This is a genomic window from Halogranum amylolyticum (assembly GCF_900110465.1).
Classification (GTDB): Archaea; Halobacteriota; Halobacteria; order Halobacteriales; family Haloferacaceae; genus Halogranum; species Halogranum amylolyticum.
Window position 1 is genome coordinate 167,960 of the sequence record NZ_FODV01000001.1, and the last position, 21,137, is coordinate 189,096.

Genomic DNA, 21,137 nt, shown 5'->3' on the forward strand with positions numbered 1-21,137 from the left:
CGATGTCGGTTCAACTCGCCCTGGTCGCGTCGCTCTGTTTCGGGATGCAGACGCTCGCGGTCCAGTACGGACTGTCCCGAGAGGACGACACCGGGATACTGGCTGCGACGACGCTGACGCTCGCGACGAGTACCGCGGTGCTCTGGACCGTCGTGGGAGTGAAACGAGGAGTCCCGGCCGCCCCCGCGCTCGGCGTCCTCGTTCCGTTCGTCGTCGCCGGCGTCGCCGACCCGGGCTTGAGTCGACTCCTGTTCTACGAAGGTATCGACCGTCTCGGTCCCTCCGTCGCGGCGGGAATCCTCGCCGCCAACCCGGCCGTCGGCGCGCTCCTCGCCGTCCCCGTGCTCGGCGAACAGTTCACTGCCGTCGAAGCCCTCGGCGTCGGTCTCGTCGTCGCGGGCGTCGCCGGCCTCCAACTCGTACGACCCGCGACGGACGTCGACGACGTCGACGCCGTCCGCCGCGAACTGAGGGGGGCGACGCCGCGGGACCTGCTCGTCCCCAGTCTCGGAGCCGTGCTGCTCGCCGCGTCGTTCGTCCTCGTGAAGGTCGGCCTCGACGGCTACGCAGACACGCTGGTCGCGACGGCCGTCGCGCAGACCGCCGCCCTGCTTCTGGTCGCGCCGGTCGCACTCGGGTCTCGGGGCGCACGGCAGTACGTCCGGCGGGCCAGTCCGCGTGCGCTCGGCGCGTTCTTGTTCGCCGGCGTCACGGTCGGGACGGGGTGGTACGCGATGTTCCTCGCGCTCGATCTGGGGACGGTCGTGACCGTGCTGCCGCTGGTGAGCACGTATCCGCTCGTCGTCGTGGTCGGCACGTACGCGGCGGCCCGGGAGCCCCCGAAGTCGCCGTGGGTACTCGCGGCGGTGATGGCAATCGTCCTCGGCGCGGCCGCGGTGCAGGTTGTCTGAGTGGAGGCGGGCAGGTCGTCCGAGCGGAGGCGGAGACGAGCGCCACCCGACCGACGACTCACTCCTCCGACGCCGACGCGGACCCCGAGACGGCTCCGTCTGCGAGCGCACGCTCGGCGACGCCGTGCAACCACGACAGGCTGTCGGAGCCGAACCGCTTCACGTGCGTCTCGGTGAACGACTGGTCCGACGCGGTGAACTCGGCGGGGCGCCAGAACCGGGCGTCCGTCGCGTCCGACCCCGCTCGGAGCGTCCCCGTAGTCGCCGCGCGCGTCGTCGCGAAGGTGATCGTGACCAGCTGCATGCCCTCCACGGGTTCGACCGTCGCGTCGTAACAATAGGTGAGCGCAGCAGGGTCGACAGAGAGAGCCGTCTCTTCTTCGAGTTCGCGTATCGCGCCCTCTCGCGGCGTCTCACCGACTTCGAACCGACCGCTCGGGAGTTTCCACCCCCCGGGGTCGCGGAAGTCCTCGACGAGGAGGAGGCCTCCTCCGTCGACGACGGCGACGCTGCCGCCGGGTGTGGGGTTGTGGAAGACGGCGTCGTCACACGAGTCGCAGTGGCTGACCGTCGGCGGGTCAACCGTCGAGAGCGCCGTCCCGCAGTACGGACAGTACTCGGGTGGGAAGTTGACCATACACACAGTAGCCGTGCCAGAACGATAGTTCTCCGGTCCGGTCGGTCGGCTCGAGAGAACGAGTTCGGAGACGGTGGAAGGATCGCCTGAGAGAGGAGATCGTTCGCGGGAGAAGACGAGAGCCTACTGCGCCGCGGCGATCGCGTCGGTGAAGATGCCGACGCCGAGTTCGATCTCACGTTCGGTGGAGTCCAGCGGCGGCAGCAGGCGGATCGTCTTCGCGCCACAGCCGAGCGTGAGCAGCCCGCGTTTGAGCGCCTCCTCGACGACGGCGTCTCGGCGCTCGGGCGTGTCGAACTCGATGGCGAGCATGAGCCCCTTCCCGCGGACGTCTTCGACGTAGTCGGGTGCGTCGTCGCGGACCAGCTCTTTCGCCTGCTCGCCGCGGGCGGTCGCGTTGTCGAGGAGGTCGTACTCCTCGATCGCCTCCAGCGTGAACACGCCTTGCATCGACGAGAGCAGGTCGCCGCCGCCGAACGTCGATCCCAAACGATTCTTCTCCGACGGGAACAGCTCCGAGCGGGAGATGGTCGCGCCGACGCGGAGCGCCTTCGCACTGGCGATGACGTCCGGTTCGATCGGGTAGTGGTCCGACGCCCAGATCTCGCCCGTCCGACCGACGCCCGACTGGATCTCGTCGACGACGAGCGGGATGTCGTACTGCTCTTTGACGTCCTGGACCTCCTGCATGAACTCGGTGCTGGGGAAGCGGTAGCCGCCGACGCCCTGGATCGGTTCGAGGACGATGAACGCGACCTCTTCGGGGTTGATGTGGCCGTGTTTCGGGTGAAGCATCGTCCGCAGCTGTGAGCCCTCCCCGGCGAAGAATCCACAGTCGCAGCTGTCGGGGCTGCAGCCGCGGTCGTCGCAGAACGGCACCATCCGCATCCCGGAGAGCTCCGGATAGTGCCGGGTGTAGACCTCCTTCGAGCGGGTCACCGAGAGCGTCCCGAACGTCCGCCCGTGGAAACTGTCCTGGAAGGCGAAGCCGTACTTCGCCTGCGGCGTGTTGTCGTAGGAGATCTTCATGCTGTTCTCGACCGCCTCGGCCCCGGAGTTCGAGAGGAACACCGTGTCCATCCCGTACTGGCTGGAGACGTCACAGAGCTTCTCCATCAGGTGACTCGATCCCGGGAACTCGCTCTCCTCGGGGGTCTCGCCCGCGCCGAAGTACATGTCCTGTCCGGCGATCTTCATCGGCTCGACGAGATCGAACTCCCGGAGTTTGCCGAGCACCTTCTCGTTGTTGTAGCCGAGCGGCGCGGCACCGATGTGACAGGTGAAGTCGAGAAGCACGTTGCCGTCGACGTCGGTCACGAACGGTCCGTCGGCCTCACGGGTGATGTCCCAGACGAACTCGTGGGAGTACTCGCTCGGTGCGGCGTGTTTCGTGTGGAACTCGACCCACTCCGTCGCGTTCGGACCGGGGAGAGCCTCTGCTGTCGGCTCGGCGGTGTGCCTGTCCATACACAACAAGTGTGAACGCCATACATTAAATCTGATGGTGAGTGTGATTGGCTCCCGAGAGAGGCGAACGTCGATCTCGATGGTGGGCCACACCCCTGGTAACGCCGGCCTCGCCGAGCCGCAGGAGGTACAATCATATCTGTCTAACTGTATGTTCCGGAGGACCTCCAACGAGACGATCTGCAGTGGTGAGAGCTCGTCTCGAGTTCGTCTCTCCGCTAATTCGCCGTCGAGGGTACTAACCGGCTACCGTGAGTGTGCCAGAAGATTGTCGCCCCAGAGACCGTTCGAACACAGGAAAGCCAAACAGGAGGCTGTCGTCTCTCGCTCGAGTCGTGAGAGACATTTGGAGAGAAGTTATTGGACTGGCGCGGTAGGTCGGGAACCGCCAGTTCTCGCGGTCGGAAACGGCAGGGGGCGTGTATAGTATTGTGAAAACCAAACCATAGCGTTCTTGCGTCGAGGGCTCGTAGCGTTCGTATGCTCAGGAACGTCGCCAAGAAGCTCGGCTGCCTGGTCGTCGGCTATCTCGCCGTGTACTCGCTCGTACACTACTATCTGTTCGACTCGTGGCCCGACGTCGACACCGAGTGGGCGAGCCACGCCTGGCAGTTGATGGGACCGTCCGGGTCGGACGAGTAGTTCTCGCTCAGGAGACCGACCGAGTCACTCGCTCGACGGCGCGTCGTGCGTCGGCGACGCCTCTCGTAACGCCTTTCAGCACCCGTTTACTCACTGTGGATACCGATGGATCTCACGCTCGTTCTTCTCGCGACGCTGACTGGGATGTTGACCGGGGCGGTGTTCAACGCTGCCGGCGTCCCGATCCCCGCCCCGCCGAACTTCGCGGGTGTGATGGGCGTCGTCGGCGTCTTTCTCGGCTACCGGCTCGTCGAGTGGGCGTCGGCCGCGCTCCTCTAGGTGACCGTCTCCGAACGCGGTCGTCGCGCTACTTCGATCTCTCGTTTTCCGTTCCGTTCGGCGTCAGGTGGAGTATCGTCTCCGTCGCCGACTGACTGAGACGGGTCGCCGTGTACTCGCCTGACGCGAACCAGTCGTCCGACAACGTGAGTCGGTCGCCCGCGTCCGCCTCGGCGACTCGCACGGTCGTCGTCGGCCACTCCCCGTCGCCCTCGTCGGGTTCGGTCGACCGGCCGACGGTCGCAGCGTAGTCGGCGAGTCCCGCCCCATCCCGTGGTTCGCCTCTGATGTCGCGGGCGTGTCGCTCGAAGGCGGTCAGGATCTCCTTCGGGGGCACCGCACCCTCCCGACTGCGATACTTCGCGACCATCCCTGCGACCTCGGGTGCGGCGAACGACGTTCCGGACGCTTTCACCCACGGCCCCGAGAGCTGAGTCCCCATCGTCGTCCCGGAGGCCTGTGCGAGGCGGTTGTCCTTCCCGATGGCGGAGACGTCGGGGTTGTCCCCCTGCGGGTTGTAAGAGGAGAACTCGGCCATCTGACCGTCCTCGGTGCAGGCACCGATGCTGAACGCACGCTCCGCCGTCGCCGGACTGCCGCTCGTGTCTCCGGTGTTGCCGGCGGCGACGACGTCGCGGACGCCTTTCTCGACCAGTCTGTCGTGGACGCGGTCGATCTGGTCGGACGCCTCGCTCGACCCCCACGACATGTTCACCACGTCGTACTCGTCGACGTGTGCGTGGAGCCACTCGTACGCGCGCATGATGACGTTGGTCTTCGTCCGCCCCTCCGAGCCGAAGATGCGGAGCGAGATCAGTTCCGCCTCGGGTGCCAGTCGCGTGGTCTGACCGAGGACGGCCGTTCCGTGTCCGACGGCGTCGCCGGACCCGCTGCCGGTCACGTCTACCTGGCGGATCGACCTGTCGCTGAAGAGCGGGTGACTCGTGTCGACGCCGGAGTCCATCGCGACGACCGTCTGTCCCGAGCCGGTCGCACCGTCCGTCGGGACGTCGTGCAGTTGTCGGACGTCTTCGATGGTCGCGACCGCGGCGTTCGACTCGGTGACGAAGTCGAGCGCGGTCCGGAGGCCGATGTCGTAGTTCGACTCGACGCTTCGAATGCGACGGTCCCAGCGTCGGATCGTCGAGGGCGGGTCCTCACACTCGACGTGGGCGGCCGACCCGACGTCGTCGCCGAAGTGATACGTCTCGAGGACGGTACAGTCCGTCCCGTACAGGAACTCTGGGCGGCCCGTGGTGAAGATGATCCAGTCTTGCATAGTGGGTTGTTCGCAGTCGTTCGGACGAACGCTCCGGTATGGTGTGTGTTCACCACACAGTGTTATCAGTCGACACTACTACGTGGTAAATTGAACGGCCAAACGCGAAGAAAAACACCGACCTGCCCGACCTCCCGCCGTCGACGGCGGAGCGTATGGCACGTCACAGAGGCGACGACTAGAGACTCGGCTCTGCCGGTTCGGGGAGTCGGTCGGCGTCGAAGACGTCGAGTTCGGCGTCGACACGAACGAGTCCGTCTCGAATCTGACTGAAGTTCGGCTGACCGGTGGTTCTCGTACTCATACGCTCACCGACGGGAGACGTGAGTAATACTATGAACCCGATATATTCGGTTAGATGGTTCCAAAGGACGGCGACGAAGCGAACGTAAGGGAGATATGCGAACGGACTGTCGGCGTCGGTGCTACTCGAACCCGGCGTCCTCGAAGTGCTCGGCGAGCAGCGTCGTGAGTCTGTCGTCGACGACGGCTTTGGGTTCGGGGTCGAGGTCGTCCAGCTGTTCGAGTCGTGTGCGCGCCGAGCGGAGTAGTTCACGGTTGAGATTCATCTCCTCGTCGACGATCTTCAGTTCGAGGTCGGTCGGCCACTCCGGTGGAAAGCCGGATGCCGAGAGGAGATAGTGGTCCGCCACGGCGGAGAACCGTTCCGTGTTCCCGTCGTCGCCGACTCTCTGCACACCGTCGTGAGTGTATGCAGTACCCGTCCACACAGGATCGTGCATTTCGTACGCCATTGTTCACAGTCGGCCCGCCTCGCGTATCCGACTGTGGGCTGTATATGCCTGCACGAGCGACTTCGGCCGCAACACACAGGCGCGTGGGCCGCCGAGTGGTCGTATGGCGAGTCGACTCCAACGCGTCGCACGTGGTATCGACGACATCACCAGAGCCGTCTGGGACGACTCGGGAACGGTGACCAAGGCCGTAATTCTCGTCGTATTGATCGTGACTGCGCTCGCGATCCCCGTCATCCCTATCGCCGTCGTCGCACGGTACGTCGCCAACCGGTGAGGAGGGTCGCGGCGACCTCGTCCGACGGTTCTATACCGTTCGCAGCGACCGTTCAGCACTGTTCACGTCCGTTTAGCGGACGCTACCCTGTGTATAGCTTAGTGAACACACTCCGTACCAGACGTTGTCATGCGACAGACATCGACGCGGGAAGCCCCTGCTGATCGGGACTACAACAACGTCCGACGGGGACTCACACGAGTCAACGCGGAGATGACGATCCTCGCCGCCGGTCGGTGTCCGGAACCGGCGGAGTGACGCGCCGAGACCGCGCCGAGACGGCGACGGGGCGGACCGACGGTTCGCGCCTCCCGGGCCGCGGCCACGGTGTCGTGGAACAGTAGTTTCATCCGGCTCCACGGTCAACAGACGACTGTCCATGCGTTTTGCATGGACACCACCGGAATGCCACACTCCACACCCACCGGGTGCTTCGGAGAGAGCGTTCCGGTGGGTCTCAACGACCGAGAGTGGCTACCACGTCCGTGTAAACAGGTTGTTCAGCGACTCGACGTCGCGCCGTCCGTGTGCGGTTAGCGTCTTCCCGACCCGCCGTCGCCAGTCGACGCGGACGCGACGCCCCGGGAGGAGTTCGCGGAGTCGGGCGTTCAGCCGTCGGCCTGCGGGGTCGAAGTCGGTCAGGATCACCACCTCCGGTTCCGAGATCGACGAGGCGAACGCGACGAGCCCGTCGGCCTCCGCACACCGGTAGATGGGGTTCTCGAACCCGGCGCGCCGAAGCCCGCGTTCGTCGTTCCGCCCCTCGACGATGGCGGCGTCGACCTCGAGACTCATCCGTCGGACCGCCGTCGCGAGCTCTTCGACCCACGGCTCCGGTCTCTGGACTGTCATAGCACGTCTCTAGAGGGACCGACGGAGCCTGTATCTCTCGGTCAGTGCGGCTCCGTCGACGGCGACGGGGCTGGTGTGGGGTCGTCGACGAGCGCGGAGCCGAGCGTCCCGAAGGCGACGGCGAGGAGGAGGGTCGCGAACGCCGACGCCGAGAGCGCGACCGCGGTCAGCGGGAGTCCGCCGACGAGCGCGACTCCGACCCGCCGTGCGGGGCCGCGGCGGGCTAACACGAGGCCGTAGAGGCACAGTCCGACGAGCGCGAGCGCACCGCCGACGACTGCGAGGAGCGCGCTCACCATCCCCGTCGGTTCGGCGACGTCGCCGACGAGTTCGTTCAGGTGGGTCACGGCGAACCCGAGAGACGCCACCGCGACGAGGCCGACGCCGAGCACCGACGCGAACGCGAGGAGATGGCGAAGCGTCCCGTACGCTCGGCGGTCGCGGAGCCACAGGCCGAGGAGACCGACCCAGAACCCGAACGCCGCGAGCACCCACGTGATCGGGAGGACGACCGAGTGGACGAACTGGGGGTGGGTGACGGGCGGGCGGAACACGAACGAGTCGGGTCTCGCTACGAGCGTCTCGACGACCGTCGCGACGACCACCAGGGCGCAGGCGACGAGCGTCACGACGCCGCACGCCAGCACCCACCGCGGCCGAACTGTCACCGACGAGAGTCGGCTACGCATCTGCGGCCTCCGCGAGTGCGACGACCTGTCCGCGATCCGTCGTCACGAACACGGCGTCCGTCCCGACGGCCGGCGGCCGTATCCGCCCCGGCGCTCGCAGCTGCCATCCCACCTCGCCGAACCGCGAGGCGAACTGCTGGAGCGTGCGACCGTCGTCCGTCCCGACGAGGACGGCGTCGCTCGTCGCGGCCCGTGCGACCCCCTCGCCGAGCCATGAACACCATCTCGGCGTCGGGTCGCCCGAGTCGGTGTCGAGCGCGAAGACGGCACTCGGTCCCTCCGGCGGCTGTTCGACGGCGTAGACGAGCTCGTCGGTGACGACGGGCGTCGCGAACCCGCCCGTCTGTCGCTCGTAGGTCCACCGCTCGTCGCCGTCGTGCGCGCTGGCGCGGAGGCCGTCGTACGACCCGACGTACAGCGTCGACTCCGTGGCGACCGGTGGCCCCGGTCGGCGGCCGCCCACCGTCAGCGACCGGCGCGTCCCGTCGACGAGGTCGTACGCCGCGAGCGTCTCGTCGGCGACGAACACCGACGACCCGAACGCGGCCGGCGGTCCCTCGGTCGTGCTCGCGGTCGCCTCCCACCGTCGCGTGCCGGTCTCGCGGTCGAACGCGACGACGCCTCGCTTCGCCGACGCGACGACGGCGTCGCGGTGGACGGTCGGCGCGGCGGTCGGCAACGGGAGCGACATCTCCCACTCGACGGAGCCGTCGTCGCTCGCCAGCGAGACCACGCCGTGGGCGTCGTGGACGTACACGGAGCCGCCGGCGACGGCCGGTGTGACCGTCGTGCCGACCCGGTCGTGGGTCCAGCGTCGCTCTCCGGTCGTCGCCTCGAAGGCGGTGAGTCCGCCGTTGTCGCCGCCGACGTAGAGCGTCCCGTCGGCCAGCGCCGGCGGACTGGCCTCGTCGGACGCGCCCGCCGCCGTCAGCCCCCGACGCCACGCGACGCGCGGGTCGGCTGTCGGGACAGTGTTGCCGTCGCCGAACCCGGTGTGACCCGCGTCGAAGCGGTACTGCGACCAGTCGTGTGTCTGCTCGGGGAGTGGGGTCGCCGCAGTCCCCGTCTCGGACCCCCCGACTCGCAGGGTGACGTTCGGGTCGGGTGGGTCCGAATCGGGACACGACGAACTACAGCCGGCGAGTCCGACGCCGAGGGCGACGAGGCCGGCCCGCAGCACGTTTCGTCGCGTCCGCTGGCTCCCTCGCTGTCGCTGTCGTTCAGGCGACACGACGCCACCCCGCATCGGTCGACTCTGCCGGGGATCTGCGTGTCGAAAGAGACGGCGACACGAGAGACGGCTGACAGTCGCCGAACGTGGAGGGAGAGCGGACGGGCATACGAACGGTCTGTGTGTTGACGTATCAAATCTCTTGTGCTCCGGTCGATCGCAGCCGTCTACTTTTTCCCCCCGGGGGCAAAAGCCCCCACTACTCAATGGATTCACGAGAGAACGACGATGCCGACGTCTCTTCCGCCGAGGACGCGCCCGATCTCGGCGGCGACGTCGGCGGATGGCCCGACCACGACCAGGAGGATCTGGAGAACGACGAGACGTTCGACGCCACGTCGTCGAACGGAGAGCTGGGTGGGGCGACGACGTCGTCGACAGACCCGGGGATGACGGACGAGGAACTGATCGAGATCCTCGAGACGCTGGAGACGAACATCACGGTCGTCGGCTGCGGCGGTGCCGGCTGTAACACCGTCAACCGACTCGCCGAGGTCGGCGTCACGGGGACGAAACTCGTCGCGGCGAACACCGACGTCCACGACCTCGTCGGGACGGACGCCGACGAGAAGATCCTCCTCGGGGCGGAGGGGAGACAGGACCGCGGTCGCGGTGCCGGGTCGATCCCGAAGAACGGCGCAGACGCCGCCTACGAGAGCCAACAGGACATCCGCGACACTGTCGAGGACGCCGACATGGTGTTCGTCACCGCCGGGATGGGTGGCGGCACCGGCACCGGGTCGGCTCCGGTCGTCGCCGCGACCGCCCGCGACGCCGGCGCGTTGACCATCAGCGTGGTGACGATGCCGTTCGCCTCCGAGGGGAAGGTCCGGATGGAGAACGCGATGGGTGGCGTCTCCCGACTCCGCGAGGAGAGCGACACGCTCATCGTCATCCAGAACGACCGGCTCTTGGACGCGGTCGGTAACCTCCCGGTCGAACAGGCGTTCAAGGTCGCCGACGAGGTGTTGATGCGGTCGGTGAAGGGGATCTCCGAACTCATCACCACCGAGAGCTTCGTCAACCTCGACTTCGCCGACGTCAAGACCATCATGGGTCGCGGCGGGATGGCGCTCGTCGGCATGGGCGAGGGCGAGGGCGACTACCGCGCGGACAACGCCATCAACTCGGCGCTGCGCTCGCCGATGCTCGACGCCGACATCAGCAGTGCGACGGGCGTGTTGGTGAACGTCACCGGCGGCCCCGACATGAGCATCGCGGAGGCGGAGGGCGTCGTCGAAGACATCTACGAACGCGTCGACCCCGGCGCACGTATCATCTGGGGCGCGTCCGTCGACGAGGACGTCGACGAGGAGATGCGCGTCATGCTCATCGCGACCGGCGTCACGCCGGCGAGTCTGACGCCGGAACAGACCGAGGTCGACTGGTAACGAGCCCCGCCCGAGCTTCTATCCACGAACGGACACGTTCATCACCCGAGCGGCCGACCGGCCGACATGGTTCGACTCGTGGAACTCAGTCGCCTCGTCGCCGACGCCGTGCCGCCGGAGTTCGTTCCGGTGTTCGCGGCGATCACGACGCTCGGCGGGGCGACCGCGCTGATGCTTCTCCTCTCGGTGCTCTACTGGACGGCCGAACGCCGAGCGACCGCGCTCGTCGTCAGTTTCACGCTGACGGCGCTCGGCGTCGTCCTGGCGCTCAAAGCCGGGTTCGGCCTCCCGCGTCCGCCCGCCGCCGAACAGCTGGTCACCCACGACAACGACCCCTGGGGGTTTCCGAGCGGCCACGCCGTCGCCGCCGTCGTCGCCTACGGCGGACTCGTCGTCGCGACCGACCGGTTCCGGTCACGGTGGGCGGCCGTCGCCGCCGGCGTCCTCGCGCTGCTCGTCGGGCTCTCTCGAGTCGTCATCGGCGTCCACTATCTGGGGGACGTCCTCGTCGGATTCGCCGTCGGGCTGGCGCTTCTCGGCGGACTGTGGCGACTCACTGACGGCTCTCCGAGACGGGGGTTCGCCATCGCCACACTGGCGTCGGTGCCGGCGTTGGTCGTCGCCGGCGTGATGACCGAGACGCTCGTCGCTCTCGGCGGGTCGATCGGTGGCTGGCTGGGCAGTACCAAACTCGACGAACTCCCCGACCCGACGTCGCGACTCGAACGCGGACTGCTGATCGTCGCCGGTCTCGGTTTCATCGTCGTCGTGCGGACGGTCCAGACCGTCGCGAGCGGGATCGGCGTCGGCGTCGTCGCGCTCAACGCAGTGCTCGTCGCCGGCATCCTCCTGTTGCCGCTGGCGACGACGTGGCGCGGGACGGTCGCCGTCCCGTTCCGACGGGTCGGATGAGGTCGCGGATTCGGACCGTGTCGTCGGCGTCGATGCACCGACTCAGGTCAACGCGACGCGCCACGTGGTGGCGTTCGTGTACGACCACTTCTCGACTTCGAGGTCGGGGGCCGACTCGGCGAGTTTCAGCATGAGCGCGCCGATCTCTTTCGAGGAGAGACCGACGTCGTCGGCGATGAACTTCCCCTTGAAGTAGAGTTCACCGCCTTTCTCGGCCGTCTTCTCCCGCAGGTAGTTCGCCAGCCGAAGTTCTTTGGAGGGCGATTCGAGGGCGGGCTGTGGTGCAGTCGTACTCATGGTGACTTCACGTTTCCCCAGGCACGCCGGCTGCAAGTAGTGTAGACAATATGAACTCTGTTTTCGTCTGATTCGTCCCGAACCAGGGCGAAACGTGATCGAAGAAACGTTTCTCAATCTTTCGAGACCGTTGCTACGCGATTTTACGGTCGTTGTTTGGAGAACACGGCTCGGAAGAAGCCGAACCGCGAGCGGCCGGCGTCCGCGCTCACCGTCGGCGGTTCCGGTGCGATGACGTCGGCTGCGACGACGTCGGCGTCGTCGAAGTCGTCGACCGTGACGGAGATCCCGTCCTCGTCGTCCGTCGTCGCGTCCGTCTGGGCGGCGAGTTGCTCGGACGACCCCGACGTGTTCGCGACGAGTTCGACCGCGTCCCGCTCCGCGGGGTCGACCGAGTCGGTCGGTTCCGGCCCCGCCCCGCGACACGCGAGACAGGAACGGACGGTTCGGTCGTTGTCTCCGAACACCCGGACGAAGTCGGGTGACACGTATCCTCCACAGGTTGCACACGCTGGCATCTCTCTTCCCACCGAACAGTGACACGTGAGAGCGTAGCATAAGTATCGAGGGCGTACGCCACCGGTATGGTCCACATACTCTCGAAACCCGGTACGTGAAGAATGCTGATAGGAATCGGCGGCCGGTCGACCGACCGTCCGACTCGGTACCGTCGCTCGATTCGGTTCAGCCGATCAGTTCGACTGCTCCCGTTTCTCTCCGTCGGTTGGACGGTCTGCGTCTCCGAGATGATCGGTCGTCGAGGCGTCGACGGTGGCGTCGTCGGTGCCGCTAGTGCCGGTGTCGTCGGTCGCGACGGCGTCCGTCCGCGTCGTCGCTGCGGCTCGGGGGCCGTCCCGGTCGACGGCCGCCCGCTCCGCGGTCGTGTACGCGTCATAGATGGCGTACACCCAGATGATCGGGTACAGAACGAACCCGACGACGATCACCGCCGACAGCACGGCGAAGAGACTCGCGACGATGAACCCGAGTCCCTTCTCCAACTCGCGGTTGTACAACTGGCCGAGTCCCGGAATCAGTGCCGAGAGTGCGGCGGCGACGAAGGGGTTGCCACCCTCGAGCAGTTCGCCGAGCGCGGAGTCGACGGACGACCGCGGCGGCGGCAGCTGTCGGATGCCACACTCCGGGCAGATCTCGGCCTGTGCGCTGATTCTCGCACCGCAGTCCCGACAGAACGCCTCGTCGGGATCACGGGTTCGACTCGACTCGGAGCCGGAGGGCGTCGTCATGGCTCACGCTTGGTCGCCTCGAGTTAAAAGTACCCGGACAGGGGAGAACCGCCGACGTCGCGGGACCGCCTACTGGGGGCTTGGGCTCCCGCCACGGCCGACGCCGTCGAACACCGTGTCGGCGATCTCGAGCAGTCGACCGAGCGGCGAATCGACGTCCGGCGACCCGTCGAGGGCGTACGCGAGCACCTCGCTGATGTGCGAGACGGGGACGATCTCGACCAGCTCCCGGTACTCGTCTTCGACCATCACGTCTTGCAGGTTCGCGGCGGGGATGATCACTCGCTTCATGCCGGCCTTCGCGGCCGCCTCGATCTTGTGGGTGATGCCGCCGACGGGGAGGACGTCGCCGCGCACCGACAGCGAGCCGGTCATAGCGGTCGACTGGTCGACGCCGACCCCCTCCAGCGCGCTGATGACCGCCGTCGCGACGGTGACCGACGCCGAGTCGCCGTCGACGCCGCCCTGTCCGGCCTGCACGAACTGGATGTGGACGTCCCGCTCGTGGAGCGAGCTCTCCGAGTACTTCTTGACGATCGCCGAGACGTTCTGGACGGCCTCCTTGGCGATCTCTTGGAGTTTGCCCGTCGCGATGACCGAACCCGGACCCTGCGAGGGCGTCACCTCGGCCATGACGGGGAGCACGATACCGGAGTCCTCCCCCATGACGGCGAGCCCGTTGACCCGTCCGACGACCGACCCCTCGATCATCGCGACGTCGTAGTCCCTGCGGCGCTGGATGTAGTCGTCGGCGATCTGCTGTTCGATGCTGCGCGCGCGGCGCTTCGCCTGCAACACGTGGTCGCGGGTGGTCACCGTCGCGTCCTCGGAGCGAGCGACGTCGCCGGCGACGCGCACCAGGCCGCCGAGGTTCCGGAACTCGAGGGTGAGTCGTCCCTTGCGCCCCGCCCGGCGCTGTGCCTCGAGGACGACCTCCGCGATGGCCGCCCGCGAGAACGACGGCAGTCGGCCGTCCTTGGCGACCTCCTGAGCGACGAACCGCGCGTACTTCCGTCGCATCTCTGGGGTGTCTTCGGTCGTGTCGTCCATGTACACCTCGTACCCGTTGCCTTTGATGCGCGAGCGGAGCGCGGGGTGCATGTGCTCCATCGCGTCGAGGTTGCCGGCGGCGACGAGTACGAAGTCGGTCGGCACCGGGTCGGTCTTCACCATCGCCCCCGAGGAGCGTTCGGACTGCCCGGTGATCGGAAACTCCCGTTCCTGCATCGCGGTCAGGAGATGCTGCTGGGAGCGGATGTCGAGCGTGTTGATCTCGTCGACGAACAGCACGCCCTTGTTCGCCTTGTGGATCGCACCGGGTTCGACGCGGTCATGGCTCGGCGTCTCGAGGCCACCCGACTGGTACGGGTCGTGGCGGACGTCGCCGAGCAGCGCCCCCGCGTGCGCGCCCGTCGCGTCGACGAACGGGGCCGTCGAGTCGGGGTCGGCCGTGACGACGAGGTTCGGGACCAGCGCGCTGCTGCGGCGGGCGGTCGAGCGGAACAGCAGGAAGACGATGCCCGCCGCGAGAACGCCCAAGAGCAGTTGACCCGAGACGAGCACCGAGTAGCCGAGGATCAGGAAGATCAGCCCCCACACGAGGAACGACCGGAACTGCCCGGACTTGCGCGCTTCCGCCCTGTGTGCCTCGATGATCTCCTTTCCCTTCCCTGCGGGGACAGTTCTGATCTTCGGTCGGTTCCCGTCCTCGGGGTTGTGATAGACGAGGACGTCCTGTACCGACTCCTTCGGGAGCAGTTCCGCCATCGCCTTCGACAGCATCGACTTCCCCGTCCCCGGAGAGCCGATCATCATCACGTGCCGACGCTGCTGTGCCGCCTTGGTGACGACGTCGCGGGCGTGCTCCTGACCGATGACCTGGTCGACGAGTCGCTCGGGTATCTCGATCTCCTCGCTCGTCTCGACGTCGAGACCTCCGAGGAGATCCGTCGCGTCCTCGGGTTCGACCGCGCTCGCGGCGGTCGACGCGCTCTCCGCCGTGGACGGCGTCGTATCGTACTGTTTCTTCAGTGATTCACTCTCTTCGGAGGTCGCGTCACTGGGCGGGTCAGCGGTCATAGAATACGTACTAGATTGTTACGTGAGCTGATATACTTTCCTCGGTCGACGACACACCGACGTGAAAGAAAACCCGGTGACCGGCCGTGGCCGGTCGGTCGATTCACGCCCAGTTTCGATCGATGCCGGGAGGGTCGGCCGTCTCGGACGGTCAGCTACGAACCGCCGCAGAACGAGTGGAATGGCAGACGTATCGACGAACTAGTGATTCCCGATCGACAGTGACGTTATCTCCTCACCTCTCCAACGGTCGTCGATGATTGGTGGCAGACTCACGCGCAGCATTCGAACGCTCCTGCCGCCGCTGCGACTGCGTGAGGCACCCGAGTTCTTCGGGCCGACGGACATCAACGCCCAGTCGGGGAACCAGCGACTCTCAGTCGCGCTGAACGACGAGGGGACGATCACCGTGCTGCGGTGGCCGCGACCGTCCTTCTTCAACCACGTGAAGTACCACACCACGCGCCGGGCTGACCCCCGATACGGGGCGCATCCGAACGAGGGGATGTTCCTCGGTCTGCGCGTGGAGACGGACGCCGGAGCCGAGACGACGTGGCTCCGCGACTGGACGACGACGCAGTGGTACGACAGCGACGGGTCGGACACCGTCGTCACCGAACACCGCTCGGACGCGTTCGGACTCACCGTCCGCGTCGTCGACACCGTCGCCGTCGACGAGGACGTTCTCCTCCGGGCGGTCACGGTCCGGCGCGACCCCGACTCGCCCGTCGAATCCGCCTCGTTGCTCGCGTTCGCTCACTTCCATCTCGGGGTCTCGAAGAAGCCCAAGAGTCCGATCCACGACCTCAGACGACACCCCAGCGACCGCACCCACGCTCGCTATCGGGTCGACGTCGACGCCGTCGTCGCGACCAAACGCGGCGTCGACGAGTCGACCGACGTCCGCCGACGGGTCGCCGTCGCGCTGGGGTTCGACCAGCGGAGCGACCACCACCAGGTCGGCCGCGACGCGTTCGACCCTCGCTACGACGAGACGTCCGACGCGCGAGACGCCTACGAGAGCGCGTCCGCGGGGGAGTTCCCGGGCGACGACGCCCACAGCGGGGAACCGACCGCCGCGTTGGCGACGCCACTCGCGTTCGAGGGCGACGACGCCACGGCGACGGTCGTCGTCGCGGTGGCCATCGACCGCGAGGCGGTCTCGACGCTTCTCGGTCGAGCGCGGACGCTCGAACCGTCGGTCGTCGCCGCAGAGAAGGCCGCGTGGTTCGACTCGTTGCTCGCCGACGCGCCGATGCCCGCCACCGACGACCCCGTCGTCCGAGCGGTCGCCCGACGTGCGCTCGTCACGCTCGTCACCAACTACGACCCCGTCTCAGGTGCCGTCGTCGCCTCTATCGCCACTCAGAGCCCCTACGCGCAGGACTGGCCGCGCGACGGCGCGTTCTGCAACCACGTGTTGAACGTCGTCGGCCTCTCCGAGTGGGCCGACAAGCGCAACCGCTGGTACGCGGCGCTCCAGCGGACCGACGAACGCCGTCTCCTCGGTCACGCGCTCGTCCCGAAGGGGAACTGGGTGATGAACTACTACGCCGACGGCGTCGCCGGCGGCCCCATCCCCTGGGAGATCGACCAGACGGGACTGACCGTCTGGACGCTCTGGGACCACTACCGCGCGACGGGCGACGAGCGCTACCTCCGGGAGGTCTACCCGGCGATCAGACGCGCGGCCGACTTCCTGGCGGGCTACCGCGACGCCACGACCGGTCTCCACCGCGCCGCCCACGAGGACGACAACGTCGTCCCCTCGCGGACGATTCACGGCGCGAGTACGGTCTGGCTCGCACTCAACTCCGCGCTCCAGGCCGCCCGGGCGCTGGGGGCCGTCGAGGACGCGGCGCGCTACCGCCGACGGCGGGACGAACTCCAGGCGGCCATCGACGCCCACCTGTGGGATCCCGAGGCCGAGGCGTACAGCAGCGGGAAGTCGTTACTCGACCGACTGCTGGAGCACCGCCACGCCCCGGACGTCCTCCGCGCGCTCCCCATCCTCCCGGGGACCGGCGGCAACACCACGCTCGCGTGGCCCGCACGGTTCGCGGCGGCCGACCACCCGCGGATGCGCGGCCACCTCGACCACGTCTGGTCGGTCGTCGAACCTTCGTTCGCCGAACCCACGGCGGGGCAGCGTCGCTTCGGGATGTACGAGTCGAAGGCGCTCGTCGCCCTCGCGACCGGGTGGCGCGACGACCCGGAGCGGCTGGCCCGAGTCCGACGCGGCGTCGGCTGGATCGCTCACAACCACGCGACGCCCGACACGCACGTGCTGGGTGAGGCGTGGATCCGAGAGGACGGCCGGATCCGGACGGCAGTCTCACAGCCGCACACCTTCACGCAGTTGTTGTTCTACTACGCGAGCGTGCTCGCCTTCCCCGCGTCGGAGCAGACCGTCGACGCCGCCGCGTGGTGAGTTCGAGAAACCGGAGTCTTACCGGGCGGTGAACCGCCGCTGACGGAGCACGCCGACTGTCACCAGCGCGAACAGCCCGGTGATGAGGAAACTGAGATAGCTCGAGAGGACGGCGGGAGCCACGCCGAGCCACGAGACGGCCGTGAGGAGGAGGCTGACGACCGTCGCCGTCCCGTAGTAGCGGTTCGACTCCTCCGAGAGCGGCGCGGCGGCCGTCGGTTCGGTCTCGGTCTCGTCGTCGGCGTCGCCCTCGCTCTCGCCCTCGATGTCGATGTAGGGTCGGAACTGCTCGACGGCGGCGGTGGGAGTGACGACGCCGCGGCTCTGGTTGTAGTCGACGATCCCCTTGTCGTCGAGTTTCGGGAGGTGACACTGGTAGAGCGAGATGTACGCGCGCTGGCGCTCGTCCGAGGTGAGCTGCTGGAGCGTCGTGTCGTTCTCCCACGCCGCGACGAACTCCGCGATGTCGCGCATCTCGAACGGTTCGTCGTCGTGGGTGAACAGGTATCGGAGGACTGCCCGTCGGCGCGCGTTCTGCAGCAGATGGAACACTTCGTCTGCGGCCAGATCGGTGGCGGCGGGCTCCTGTTCGCTCGTCGGCTCTTCGCTGATTCCAGTCGCACTGTTCTGTGCACTCATGTTCGTGTCTCACCGACTCTCTGCACGAGAGATAAACCGGGTCGTCCGTTCGGTCTCGTTCGACGCCGTTCACTCCGTTCAAACCCGTTCACGTCGCGCGATTCACGTCGCTTCGGACCCGCCACGAACGTCGGCTCGCTCCGACAGTCCGCAAGTCGAAACAGTCCGAAACGCAGTGAAACAGTGACCAACGGTGGATCCGCTAGTCCCCGTCTCCGGCGTGCGGGACGACGCCACGCGTTGCACAAGACATTTAACTTCCCCTGACTGTCTGTCTGATACGGAAATCGGACGGCGGACAACAGGTAGCACGGGTAGGGGTACACGGACTGCCTCGCGTCGGTCGTTCTTTTTGAGTATTTCAGCCGCCGAGCGACGGCGCTCGCCGCCGCTCTCCCGCGGCGGAAACTCTATCCGGTCACCTCGCGACTCTCCGTGTATGCAGACAGTCGTACTCGCCGCCGGAGAGGGCACTCGGATGCGGCCGCTGACGGCGCGTCGCCCGAAACCGATGCTCCCGGTGGCCGACCGACCGCTGGTCGGCCACACCGTCGCTGCGGCGGTCGAGGCCGGCGCGACCAGCGTCGTCCTCGTCGTCGGATACGGGGCCGACGACGTTCGCACTCACTTCGGAGACGGCGTCGACGGCGTCGACGTCACCTACGCCGTCCAGTCCGAACAGCGCGGCACGGCCGACGCCGTCCGCACCGCCGCCGCCCACCTCGAAGACGGCCCGTTCGCCGTGCTGAACGGGGACGCCCTGTACGACGTCCACTCGCTCACGGCGCTCTACGACACCGACGCCGCCGTCGGGTCGTACCGCGTCGACGACCCGACGAACTACGGCGTGTTGACGACCGACGGGCAGACCGTCACGGGCGTCGTCGAGAAACCGGCCGACCCGCCCTCCGATCTCGTCAACACGGGCGCGTACGTCTTCCCCACCGAGGCGCAGTCGTGGCTCGACGTCGGCGAGAGCGAACGCGGCGAACTCGAGCTGACCGACGTGCTCGAACACGCCTGCCGGGAGTACGACGTCCAGTTGGTCCCGTTCGACCGCTGGCTCGACGTCGGCCGGCCGTGGGAGCTGCTGGAGGCCAACGAGTGGAAGCTCGGCGAGTCGGAACGCGACGTCCGCGGCGACGTCGCCGAGAGCGCGGTGCTCCGAGGCGACGTCGTCGTCGAGGACGGTGCGACGGTCGAACCCGGTGTCGTCGTCGAGGGACCGGCGCTGATCCGTGCGGGCGCGTCGGTCGGCCCGAACGCCTACGTCCGCGGTGCGACGCTCGTCGGCGAAGGGGCCAAAGTCGGTCACGCCGTCGAGGTGAAAAACAGCGTGCTCATGGAGGGGGCGACGGTCGGTCACCTCTCGTACGTCGGCGACAGCGTCCTCGGCTGCGACGTCAACTTCGGCGCCGGGACGACGGTCGCGAACCTGAGACACGACGGGGCGGACGTGAGAACGACGGTGAAAGGACAACGCGTCTCGACGGGGCGCCGGAAGTTCGGCGTCGTCGTGGGTGACGGGACGAAGACCGGTATCAACGCCAGTCTCAACGCCGGCGTCGTCCTCTCGACGGACGCCCGGGTGGCCCCGGGCGAGGTCGTCACCCGCGACCGGTAGCGCGGGACTGGTGCCGGTGTCGGCCAAACCGCTCTTTGTACGCGAGTGAGGAGAGTGAGACGAACGGTGGCTGTCGACGCCCCGTTCGTCGTGACACAGATGAACGGACCACTCGTCTTCGCAGTCATCACGATGTTTGCCTGGGCAGGATGGACCATCTTCGCGAACTTCGCGGCGAAATCGATGCGACCGGCGACGGTGGCGACGGTCTCGTATCTGGTTGCCCTCCCCGTCGTCGTCGGCTACATGCACGTGTCCGGAGAGCAGATCTCGATGACGACGCGGGGGGTCTGGTTCGGCACCCTGGCGGGCGTCTGCTCGGCGGTAGGGACCGTCTCGCTCTACATCGGTCTCCAGCGAGGGCGCCCGTCGGTGGTCACGACGGTCAGCGCGCTCTACTTCGTCGTCGCGGCGGTGGTGGGGATGCTCGTCCTCGGCGAGTCGGTCACCACGACGAAACTGCTCGGCCTCCTCTTCGCCGTCGCCGCCATCGCGCTGCTCGCCATCTCGTGATCGCGGACACCGGAAGTGGTGTCACGTTCGTCACCTCCCACTTTTGTCACCTCGGTACGTAGGCCCGAGAGATGCTCCGTACACTAGCCGCTCTCCTCGGCCTCGTCGAGCTGCTCTTCCCGAAACAGGTCGTCGACGTCGTGACCCGACTCGCCTACGAGACGCCCGACGAGTTCGAGGTCAAACCGTGGGTCTACACGGCCGCTCGCGTCGAGGGACTCGTCTTCCTGCTGTTGGCGACGGGAAAACTGGGTAGCTGCGCCGACACCGACGGCGACGACGTCAGCTGATGAGCCTCATCGCAGAGTATCGACTGTCGAGCCCGAGACTCCCCCTGATGGAGTCGCTCGCGACGGTTCCGGAACTGACGCTCCACGTCGAACACGAACACGCCGAGAACCCTCGCGAACCGACGCTGTTCGTGTGGGCCGAGGGCGACGACTTCGAGACGTTCGAGGCCGCAGTCGACGACGACCGGTCGGTCGCCTCCCTCAGCGTGCTCGAACGCCTGGACGACCGACGGCTCTACCGGATCCAGATCTCCGCGCGGGCCGAGGTCGTGCTGTATCCCACCGGGATCGAGGTGGGTGCGTCCCAGCTGTCCGTCTCCGCCACACACGAGGGGCTCGACGTCCGACAGCGGTTCCCCGACCACGACGCGCTCCGCCGGTACAGCGAACAATGTCGGAAGCGGGAAGTGTCGTTCACGCTCCGACGCGTCTACGGCCTCGACCCAGACGCTCCGGTGTCAGACAGGACGTACGGACTCTCGCAGAAACAGTGCGAGGCGCTCCGATTGGCCGTCGCGACCGGCTACTTCGACGTCCCTCGCGACGTCGACCTCGGCGATCTCGCCGCCGAGTTGGGCGTCTCCTCGCAGTCCGTCTCCGAACGACTCAGACGGGGGACGGCCACGCTGGTCCGGCGAACGCTCCCGGCAGACGGCGAGGAGTACTCGCTCGACGAGTGGTAGGGAACGCCTACC

Annotated in this window: 25 protein-coding genes; 12 read left to right on the top strand and 13 right to left on the bottom strand. The window is 67.3% G+C overall.

Annotated features, from left to right (window positions below; translation table 11 throughout):
• Positions 1-2 precede the first annotated feature (2 nt).
• On the top strand, positions 3-911 hold the full coding sequence (locus BSG17_RS00775; protein WP_089820567.1) for an EamA family transporter: 909 nt from the start codon (positions 3-5) through the stop codon (positions 909-911).
• Between the two features lie 58 nt (positions 912-969).
• Here BSG17_RS00775 and BSG17_RS00780 read toward each other — a convergent pair whose 3' ends face one another.
• Together BSG17_RS00780 and BSG17_RS00785 are read right to left on the bottom strand one after the other, a co-directional pair.
• Positions 970-1,548 carry an NUDIX domain-containing protein gene (locus BSG17_RS00780; RefSeq protein ID WP_089820568.1) on the bottom strand — a complete coding sequence of 193 codons (579 nt, stop codon included), beginning with the start codon at positions 1,546-1,548 and terminating at the stop codon, positions 970-972.
• 123 nt (positions 1,549-1,671) lie between these two features.
• A complete protein-coding gene (locus tag BSG17_RS00785) occupies positions 1,672-3,015 on the bottom strand; it encodes an aminotransferase class III-fold pyridoxal phosphate-dependent enzyme (RefSeq protein WP_089820569.1) in 1,344 nt (447 codons plus the stop codon).
• A gap of 480 nt (positions 3,016-3,495) precedes the next feature.
• On the opposite strand from BSG17_RS00785, the gene BSG17_RS26680 reads away from it, so the two are divergent.
• Positions 3,496-3,657, top strand: coding sequence for a hypothetical protein (locus tag BSG17_RS26680; protein WP_170864674.1), 162 nt, complete (start codon positions 3,496-3,498; stop codon positions 3,655-3,657).
• A 105-nt stretch (positions 3,658-3,762) separates the two neighbouring features.
• A complete protein-coding gene (locus BSG17_RS00790) occupies positions 3,763-3,936 on the top strand; it encodes a XapX domain-containing protein (protein WP_089820570.1) in 174 nt (57 codons plus the stop codon).
• Between the two features lie 28 nt (positions 3,937-3,964).
• Here BSG17_RS00790 and BSG17_RS00795 read toward each other — a convergent pair whose 3' ends face one another.
• The 3 genes from BSG17_RS00795 to BSG17_RS00800 form a co-directional block, all read right to left on the bottom strand.
• Positions 3,965-5,215 carry a S8 family peptidase gene (locus BSG17_RS00795; RefSeq protein ID WP_089820571.1) on the bottom strand — a complete coding sequence of 417 codons (1,251 nt, stop codon included), beginning with the start codon at positions 5,213-5,215 and terminating at the stop codon, positions 3,965-3,967.
• 178 nt (positions 5,216-5,393) lie between these two features.
• Positions 5,394-5,519 carry a hypothetical protein gene (locus tag BSG17_RS28160; RefSeq protein ID WP_280141143.1) on the bottom strand — a complete coding sequence of 42 codons (126 nt, stop codon included), beginning with the start codon at positions 5,517-5,519 and terminating at the stop codon, positions 5,394-5,396.
• Positions 5,520-5,640: 121 nt separating this feature from the next.
• Positions 5,641-5,970 carry a hypothetical protein gene (locus BSG17_RS00800; protein ID WP_139246534.1) on the bottom strand — a complete coding sequence of 110 codons (330 nt, stop codon included), beginning with the start codon at positions 5,968-5,970 and terminating at the stop codon, positions 5,641-5,643.
• A 103-nt stretch (positions 5,971-6,073) separates the two neighbouring features.
• Between BSG17_RS00800 and BSG17_RS26685 the strand changes: the two genes are divergently transcribed.
• Together BSG17_RS26685 and BSG17_RS28165 are read left to right on the top strand one after the other, a co-directional pair.
• On the top strand, positions 6,074-6,247 hold the full coding sequence (locus tag BSG17_RS26685; RefSeq protein WP_170864675.1) for a hypothetical protein: 174 nt from the start codon (positions 6,074-6,076) through the stop codon (positions 6,245-6,247).
• Positions 6,248-6,376: 129 nt separating this feature from the next.
• Complete coding sequence (locus BSG17_RS28165; protein ID WP_280141144.1) at positions 6,377-6,505, top strand: hypothetical protein; 129 nt, start codon at positions 6,377-6,379, stop codon at positions 6,503-6,505.
• A gap of 216 nt (positions 6,506-6,721) precedes the next feature.
• Here BSG17_RS28165 and BSG17_RS00805 read toward each other — a convergent pair whose 3' ends face one another.
• The 3 genes from BSG17_RS00805 to BSG17_RS00815 are packed head-to-tail and all read right to left on the bottom strand — an operon-like array spanning position 6,722 to position 9,034.
• The gene (locus tag BSG17_RS00805; RefSeq protein WP_244531456.1) at positions 6,722-7,099 is read right to left on the bottom strand and encodes a toprim domain-containing protein; all 378 of its coding nucleotides are present in this window, start codon (positions 7,097-7,099) and stop codon (positions 6,722-6,724) included.
• 41 nt (positions 7,100-7,140) lie between these two features.
• Complete coding sequence (locus tag BSG17_RS00810) at positions 7,141-7,788, bottom strand: hypothetical protein (protein ID WP_089820573.1); 648 nt, start codon at positions 7,786-7,788, stop codon at positions 7,141-7,143.
• Positions 7,781-9,034, bottom strand: coding sequence for an outer membrane protein assembly factor BamB family protein (locus BSG17_RS00815; protein WP_089820574.1), 1,254 nt, complete (start codon positions 9,032-9,034; stop codon positions 7,781-7,783). Before BSG17_RS00815 ends, BSG17_RS00810 begins: the two co-directional genes overlap by 8 nt.
• A 191-nt stretch (positions 9,035-9,225) precedes the next feature.
• Between BSG17_RS00815 and ftsZ the strand changes: the two genes are divergently transcribed.
• Positions 9,226-10,410: a cell division protein FtsZ gene (gene ftsZ / locus BSG17_RS00820; protein WP_244531457.1), complete on the top strand. Its 1,185-nt coding sequence runs from the start codon at positions 9,226-9,228 to the stop codon at positions 10,408-10,410.
• 66 nt (positions 10,411-10,476) lie between these two features.
• Complete coding sequence (locus tag BSG17_RS00825; RefSeq protein ID WP_170864676.1) at positions 10,477-11,322, top strand: phosphatase PAP2 family protein; 846 nt, start codon at positions 10,477-10,479, stop codon at positions 11,320-11,322.
• A 42-nt stretch (positions 11,323-11,364) separates the two neighbouring features.
• Here the strand turns inward: BSG17_RS00825 and BSG17_RS00830 are convergent, their stop codons facing one another.
• From BSG17_RS00830 to lonB, 4 genes are all read right to left on the bottom strand, one after another.
• On the bottom strand, positions 11,365-11,619 hold the full coding sequence (locus tag BSG17_RS00830; protein WP_089820575.1) for a DUF7123 family protein: 255 nt from the start codon (positions 11,617-11,619) through the stop codon (positions 11,365-11,367).
• 143 nt (positions 11,620-11,762) lie between these two features.
• Positions 11,763-12,137 (bottom strand): DUF7563 family protein, encoded by a 375-nt coding sequence (locus BSG17_RS00835; RefSeq protein ID WP_449271709.1) that lies wholly within the window; start codon positions 12,135-12,137, stop codon positions 11,763-11,765.
• Between the two features lie 174 nt (positions 12,138-12,311).
• Entirely contained in the window at positions 12,312-12,866 is a 555-nt protein-coding gene (locus tag BSG17_RS00840) for a zinc ribbon domain-containing protein (RefSeq protein ID WP_089820577.1), read from the bottom strand.
• A gap of 69 nt (positions 12,867-12,935) precedes the next feature.
• Positions 12,936-14,945 carry an ATP-dependent protease LonB gene (gene lonB, locus BSG17_RS00845; RefSeq protein WP_089820578.1) on the bottom strand — a complete coding sequence of 670 codons (2,010 nt, stop codon included), beginning with the start codon at positions 14,943-14,945 and terminating at the stop codon, positions 12,936-12,938.
• 256 nt (positions 14,946-15,201) lie between these two features.
• Between lonB and BSG17_RS00850 the strand changes: the two genes are divergently transcribed.
• Complete coding sequence (locus BSG17_RS00850; RefSeq protein WP_089820579.1) at positions 15,202-17,376, top strand: glycoside hydrolase family 15 protein; 2,175 nt, start codon at positions 15,202-15,204, stop codon at positions 17,374-17,376.
• A gap of 18 nt (positions 17,377-17,394) precedes the next feature.
• On the opposite strand, the gene BSG17_RS00855 is transcribed toward BSG17_RS00850, so the two are convergent.
• Positions 17,395-18,015 (bottom strand): DUF7344 domain-containing protein, encoded by a 621-nt coding sequence (locus BSG17_RS00855; RefSeq protein ID WP_244531458.1) that lies wholly within the window; start codon positions 18,013-18,015, stop codon positions 17,395-17,397.
• 439 nt (positions 18,016-18,454) lie between these two features.
• Between BSG17_RS00855 and glmU the strand changes: the two genes are divergently transcribed.
• The 4 genes from glmU to BSG17_RS00875 all read left to right on the top strand — a co-directional run bounded on the left by glmU (position 18,455) and on the right by BSG17_RS00875 (position 21,125).
• A complete protein-coding gene (glmU, locus tag BSG17_RS00860) occupies positions 18,455-19,639 on the top strand; it encodes a bifunctional sugar-1-phosphate nucleotidylyltransferase/acetyltransferase (RefSeq protein WP_089820580.1) in 1,185 nt (394 codons plus the stop codon).
• A gap of 66 nt (positions 19,640-19,705) precedes the next feature.
• Positions 19,706-20,152, top strand: coding sequence for an EamA family transporter (locus BSG17_RS00865; RefSeq protein ID WP_089820581.1), 447 nt, complete (start codon positions 19,706-19,708; stop codon positions 20,150-20,152).
• Between the two features lie 71 nt (positions 20,153-20,223).
• Positions 20,224-20,442, top strand: coding sequence for a hypothetical protein (locus BSG17_RS00870; protein WP_089820582.1), 219 nt, complete (start codon positions 20,224-20,226; stop codon positions 20,440-20,442).
• Positions 20,442-21,125: a helix-turn-helix domain-containing protein gene (locus tag BSG17_RS00875; protein ID WP_089820583.1), complete on the top strand. Its 684-nt coding sequence runs from the start codon at positions 20,442-20,444 to the stop codon at positions 21,123-21,125. The genes BSG17_RS00870 and BSG17_RS00875 overlap by 1 nt, the downstream gene beginning before the upstream one ends.
• Positions 21,126-21,137 lie beyond the last annotated feature (12 nt).

What these genes read in the sequence shown, in the direction of transcription:
- BSG17_RS00775 (WP_089820567.1), top strand. Translation starts at nt 3, where the DNA reads ATGTCGGTTCAACTCGCCCTGGTCGCGTCGCTCTGTTTCGGGATGCAG.
- BSG17_RS00780 (WP_089820568.1), bottom strand. Translation starts at nt 1,548, where the DNA reads ATGGTCAACTTCCCACCCGAGTACTGTCCGTACTGCGGGACGGCGCTC.
- BSG17_RS00785 (WP_089820569.1), bottom strand. Translation starts at nt 3,015, where the DNA reads ATGGACAGGCACACCGCCGAGCCGACAGCAGAGGCTCTCCCCGGTCCG.
- BSG17_RS26680 (WP_170864674.1), top strand. Translation starts at nt 3,496, where the DNA reads ATGCTCAGGAACGTCGCCAAGAAGCTCGGCTGCCTGGTCGTCGGCTAT.
- BSG17_RS00790 (WP_089820570.1), top strand. Translation starts at nt 3,763, where the DNA reads ATGGATCTCACGCTCGTTCTTCTCGCGACGCTGACTGGGATGTTGACC.
- BSG17_RS00795 (WP_089820571.1), bottom strand. Translation starts at nt 5,215, where the DNA reads ATGCAAGACTGGATCATCTTCACCACGGGCCGCCCAGAGTTCCTGTAC.
- BSG17_RS28160 (WP_280141143.1), bottom strand. Translation starts at nt 5,519, where the DNA reads ATGAGTACGAGAACCACCGGTCAGCCGAACTTCAGTCAGATTCGAGAC.
- BSG17_RS00800 (WP_139246534.1), bottom strand. Translation starts at nt 5,970, where the DNA reads ATGGCGTACGAAATGCACGATCCTGTGTGGACGGGTACTGCATACACT.
- BSG17_RS26685 (WP_170864675.1), top strand. Translation starts at nt 6,074, where the DNA reads ATGGCGAGTCGACTCCAACGCGTCGCACGTGGTATCGACGACATCACC.
- BSG17_RS28165 (WP_280141144.1), top strand. Translation starts at nt 6,377, where the DNA reads ATGCGACAGACATCGACGCGGGAAGCCCCTGCTGATCGGGACTACAAC.
- BSG17_RS00805 (WP_244531456.1), bottom strand. Translation starts at nt 7,099, where the DNA reads ATGACAGTCCAGAGACCGGAGCCGTGGGTCGAAGAGCTCGCGACGGCG.
- BSG17_RS00810 (WP_089820573.1), bottom strand. Translation starts at nt 7,788, where the DNA reads ATGCGTAGCCGACTCTCGTCGGTGACAGTTCGGCCGCGGTGGGTGCTG.
- BSG17_RS00815 (WP_089820574.1), bottom strand. Translation starts at nt 9,034, where the DNA reads ATGCGGGGTGGCGTCGTGTCGCCTGAACGACAGCGACAGCGAGGGAGC.
- ftsZ (WP_244531457.1), top strand. Translation starts at nt 9,226, where the DNA reads ATGGATTCACGAGAGAACGACGATGCCGACGTCTCTTCCGCCGAGGAC.
- BSG17_RS00825 (WP_170864676.1), top strand. Translation starts at nt 10,477, where the DNA reads ATGGTTCGACTCGTGGAACTCAGTCGCCTCGTCGCCGACGCCGTGCCG.
- BSG17_RS00830 (WP_089820575.1), bottom strand. Translation starts at nt 11,619, where the DNA reads ATGAGTACGACTGCACCACAGCCCGCCCTCGAATCGCCCTCCAAAGAA.
- BSG17_RS00835 (WP_449271709.1), bottom strand. Translation starts at nt 12,137, where the DNA reads ATGCCAGCGTGTGCAACCTGTGGAGGATACGTGTCACCCGACTTCGTC.
- BSG17_RS00840 (WP_089820577.1), bottom strand. Translation starts at nt 12,866, where the DNA reads ATGACGACGCCCTCCGGCTCCGAGTCGAGTCGAACCCGTGATCCCGAC.
- lonB (WP_089820578.1), bottom strand. Translation starts at nt 14,945, where the DNA reads ATGACCGCTGACCCGCCCAGTGACGCGACCTCCGAAGAGAGTGAATCA.
- BSG17_RS00850 (WP_089820579.1), top strand. Translation starts at nt 15,202, where the DNA reads ATGATTGGTGGCAGACTCACGCGCAGCATTCGAACGCTCCTGCCGCCG.
- BSG17_RS00855 (WP_244531458.1), bottom strand. Translation starts at nt 18,015, where the DNA reads ATGAGTGCACAGAACAGTGCGACTGGAATCAGCGAAGAGCCGACGAGC.
- glmU (WP_089820580.1), top strand. Translation starts at nt 18,455, where the DNA reads ATGCAGACAGTCGTACTCGCCGCCGGAGAGGGCACTCGGATGCGGCCG.
- BSG17_RS00870 (WP_089820582.1), top strand. Translation starts at nt 20,224, where the DNA reads ATGCTCCGTACACTAGCCGCTCTCCTCGGCCTCGTCGAGCTGCTCTTC.
- BSG17_RS00875 (WP_089820583.1), top strand. Translation starts at nt 20,442, where the DNA reads ATGAGCCTCATCGCAGAGTATCGACTGTCGAGCCCGAGACTCCCCCTG.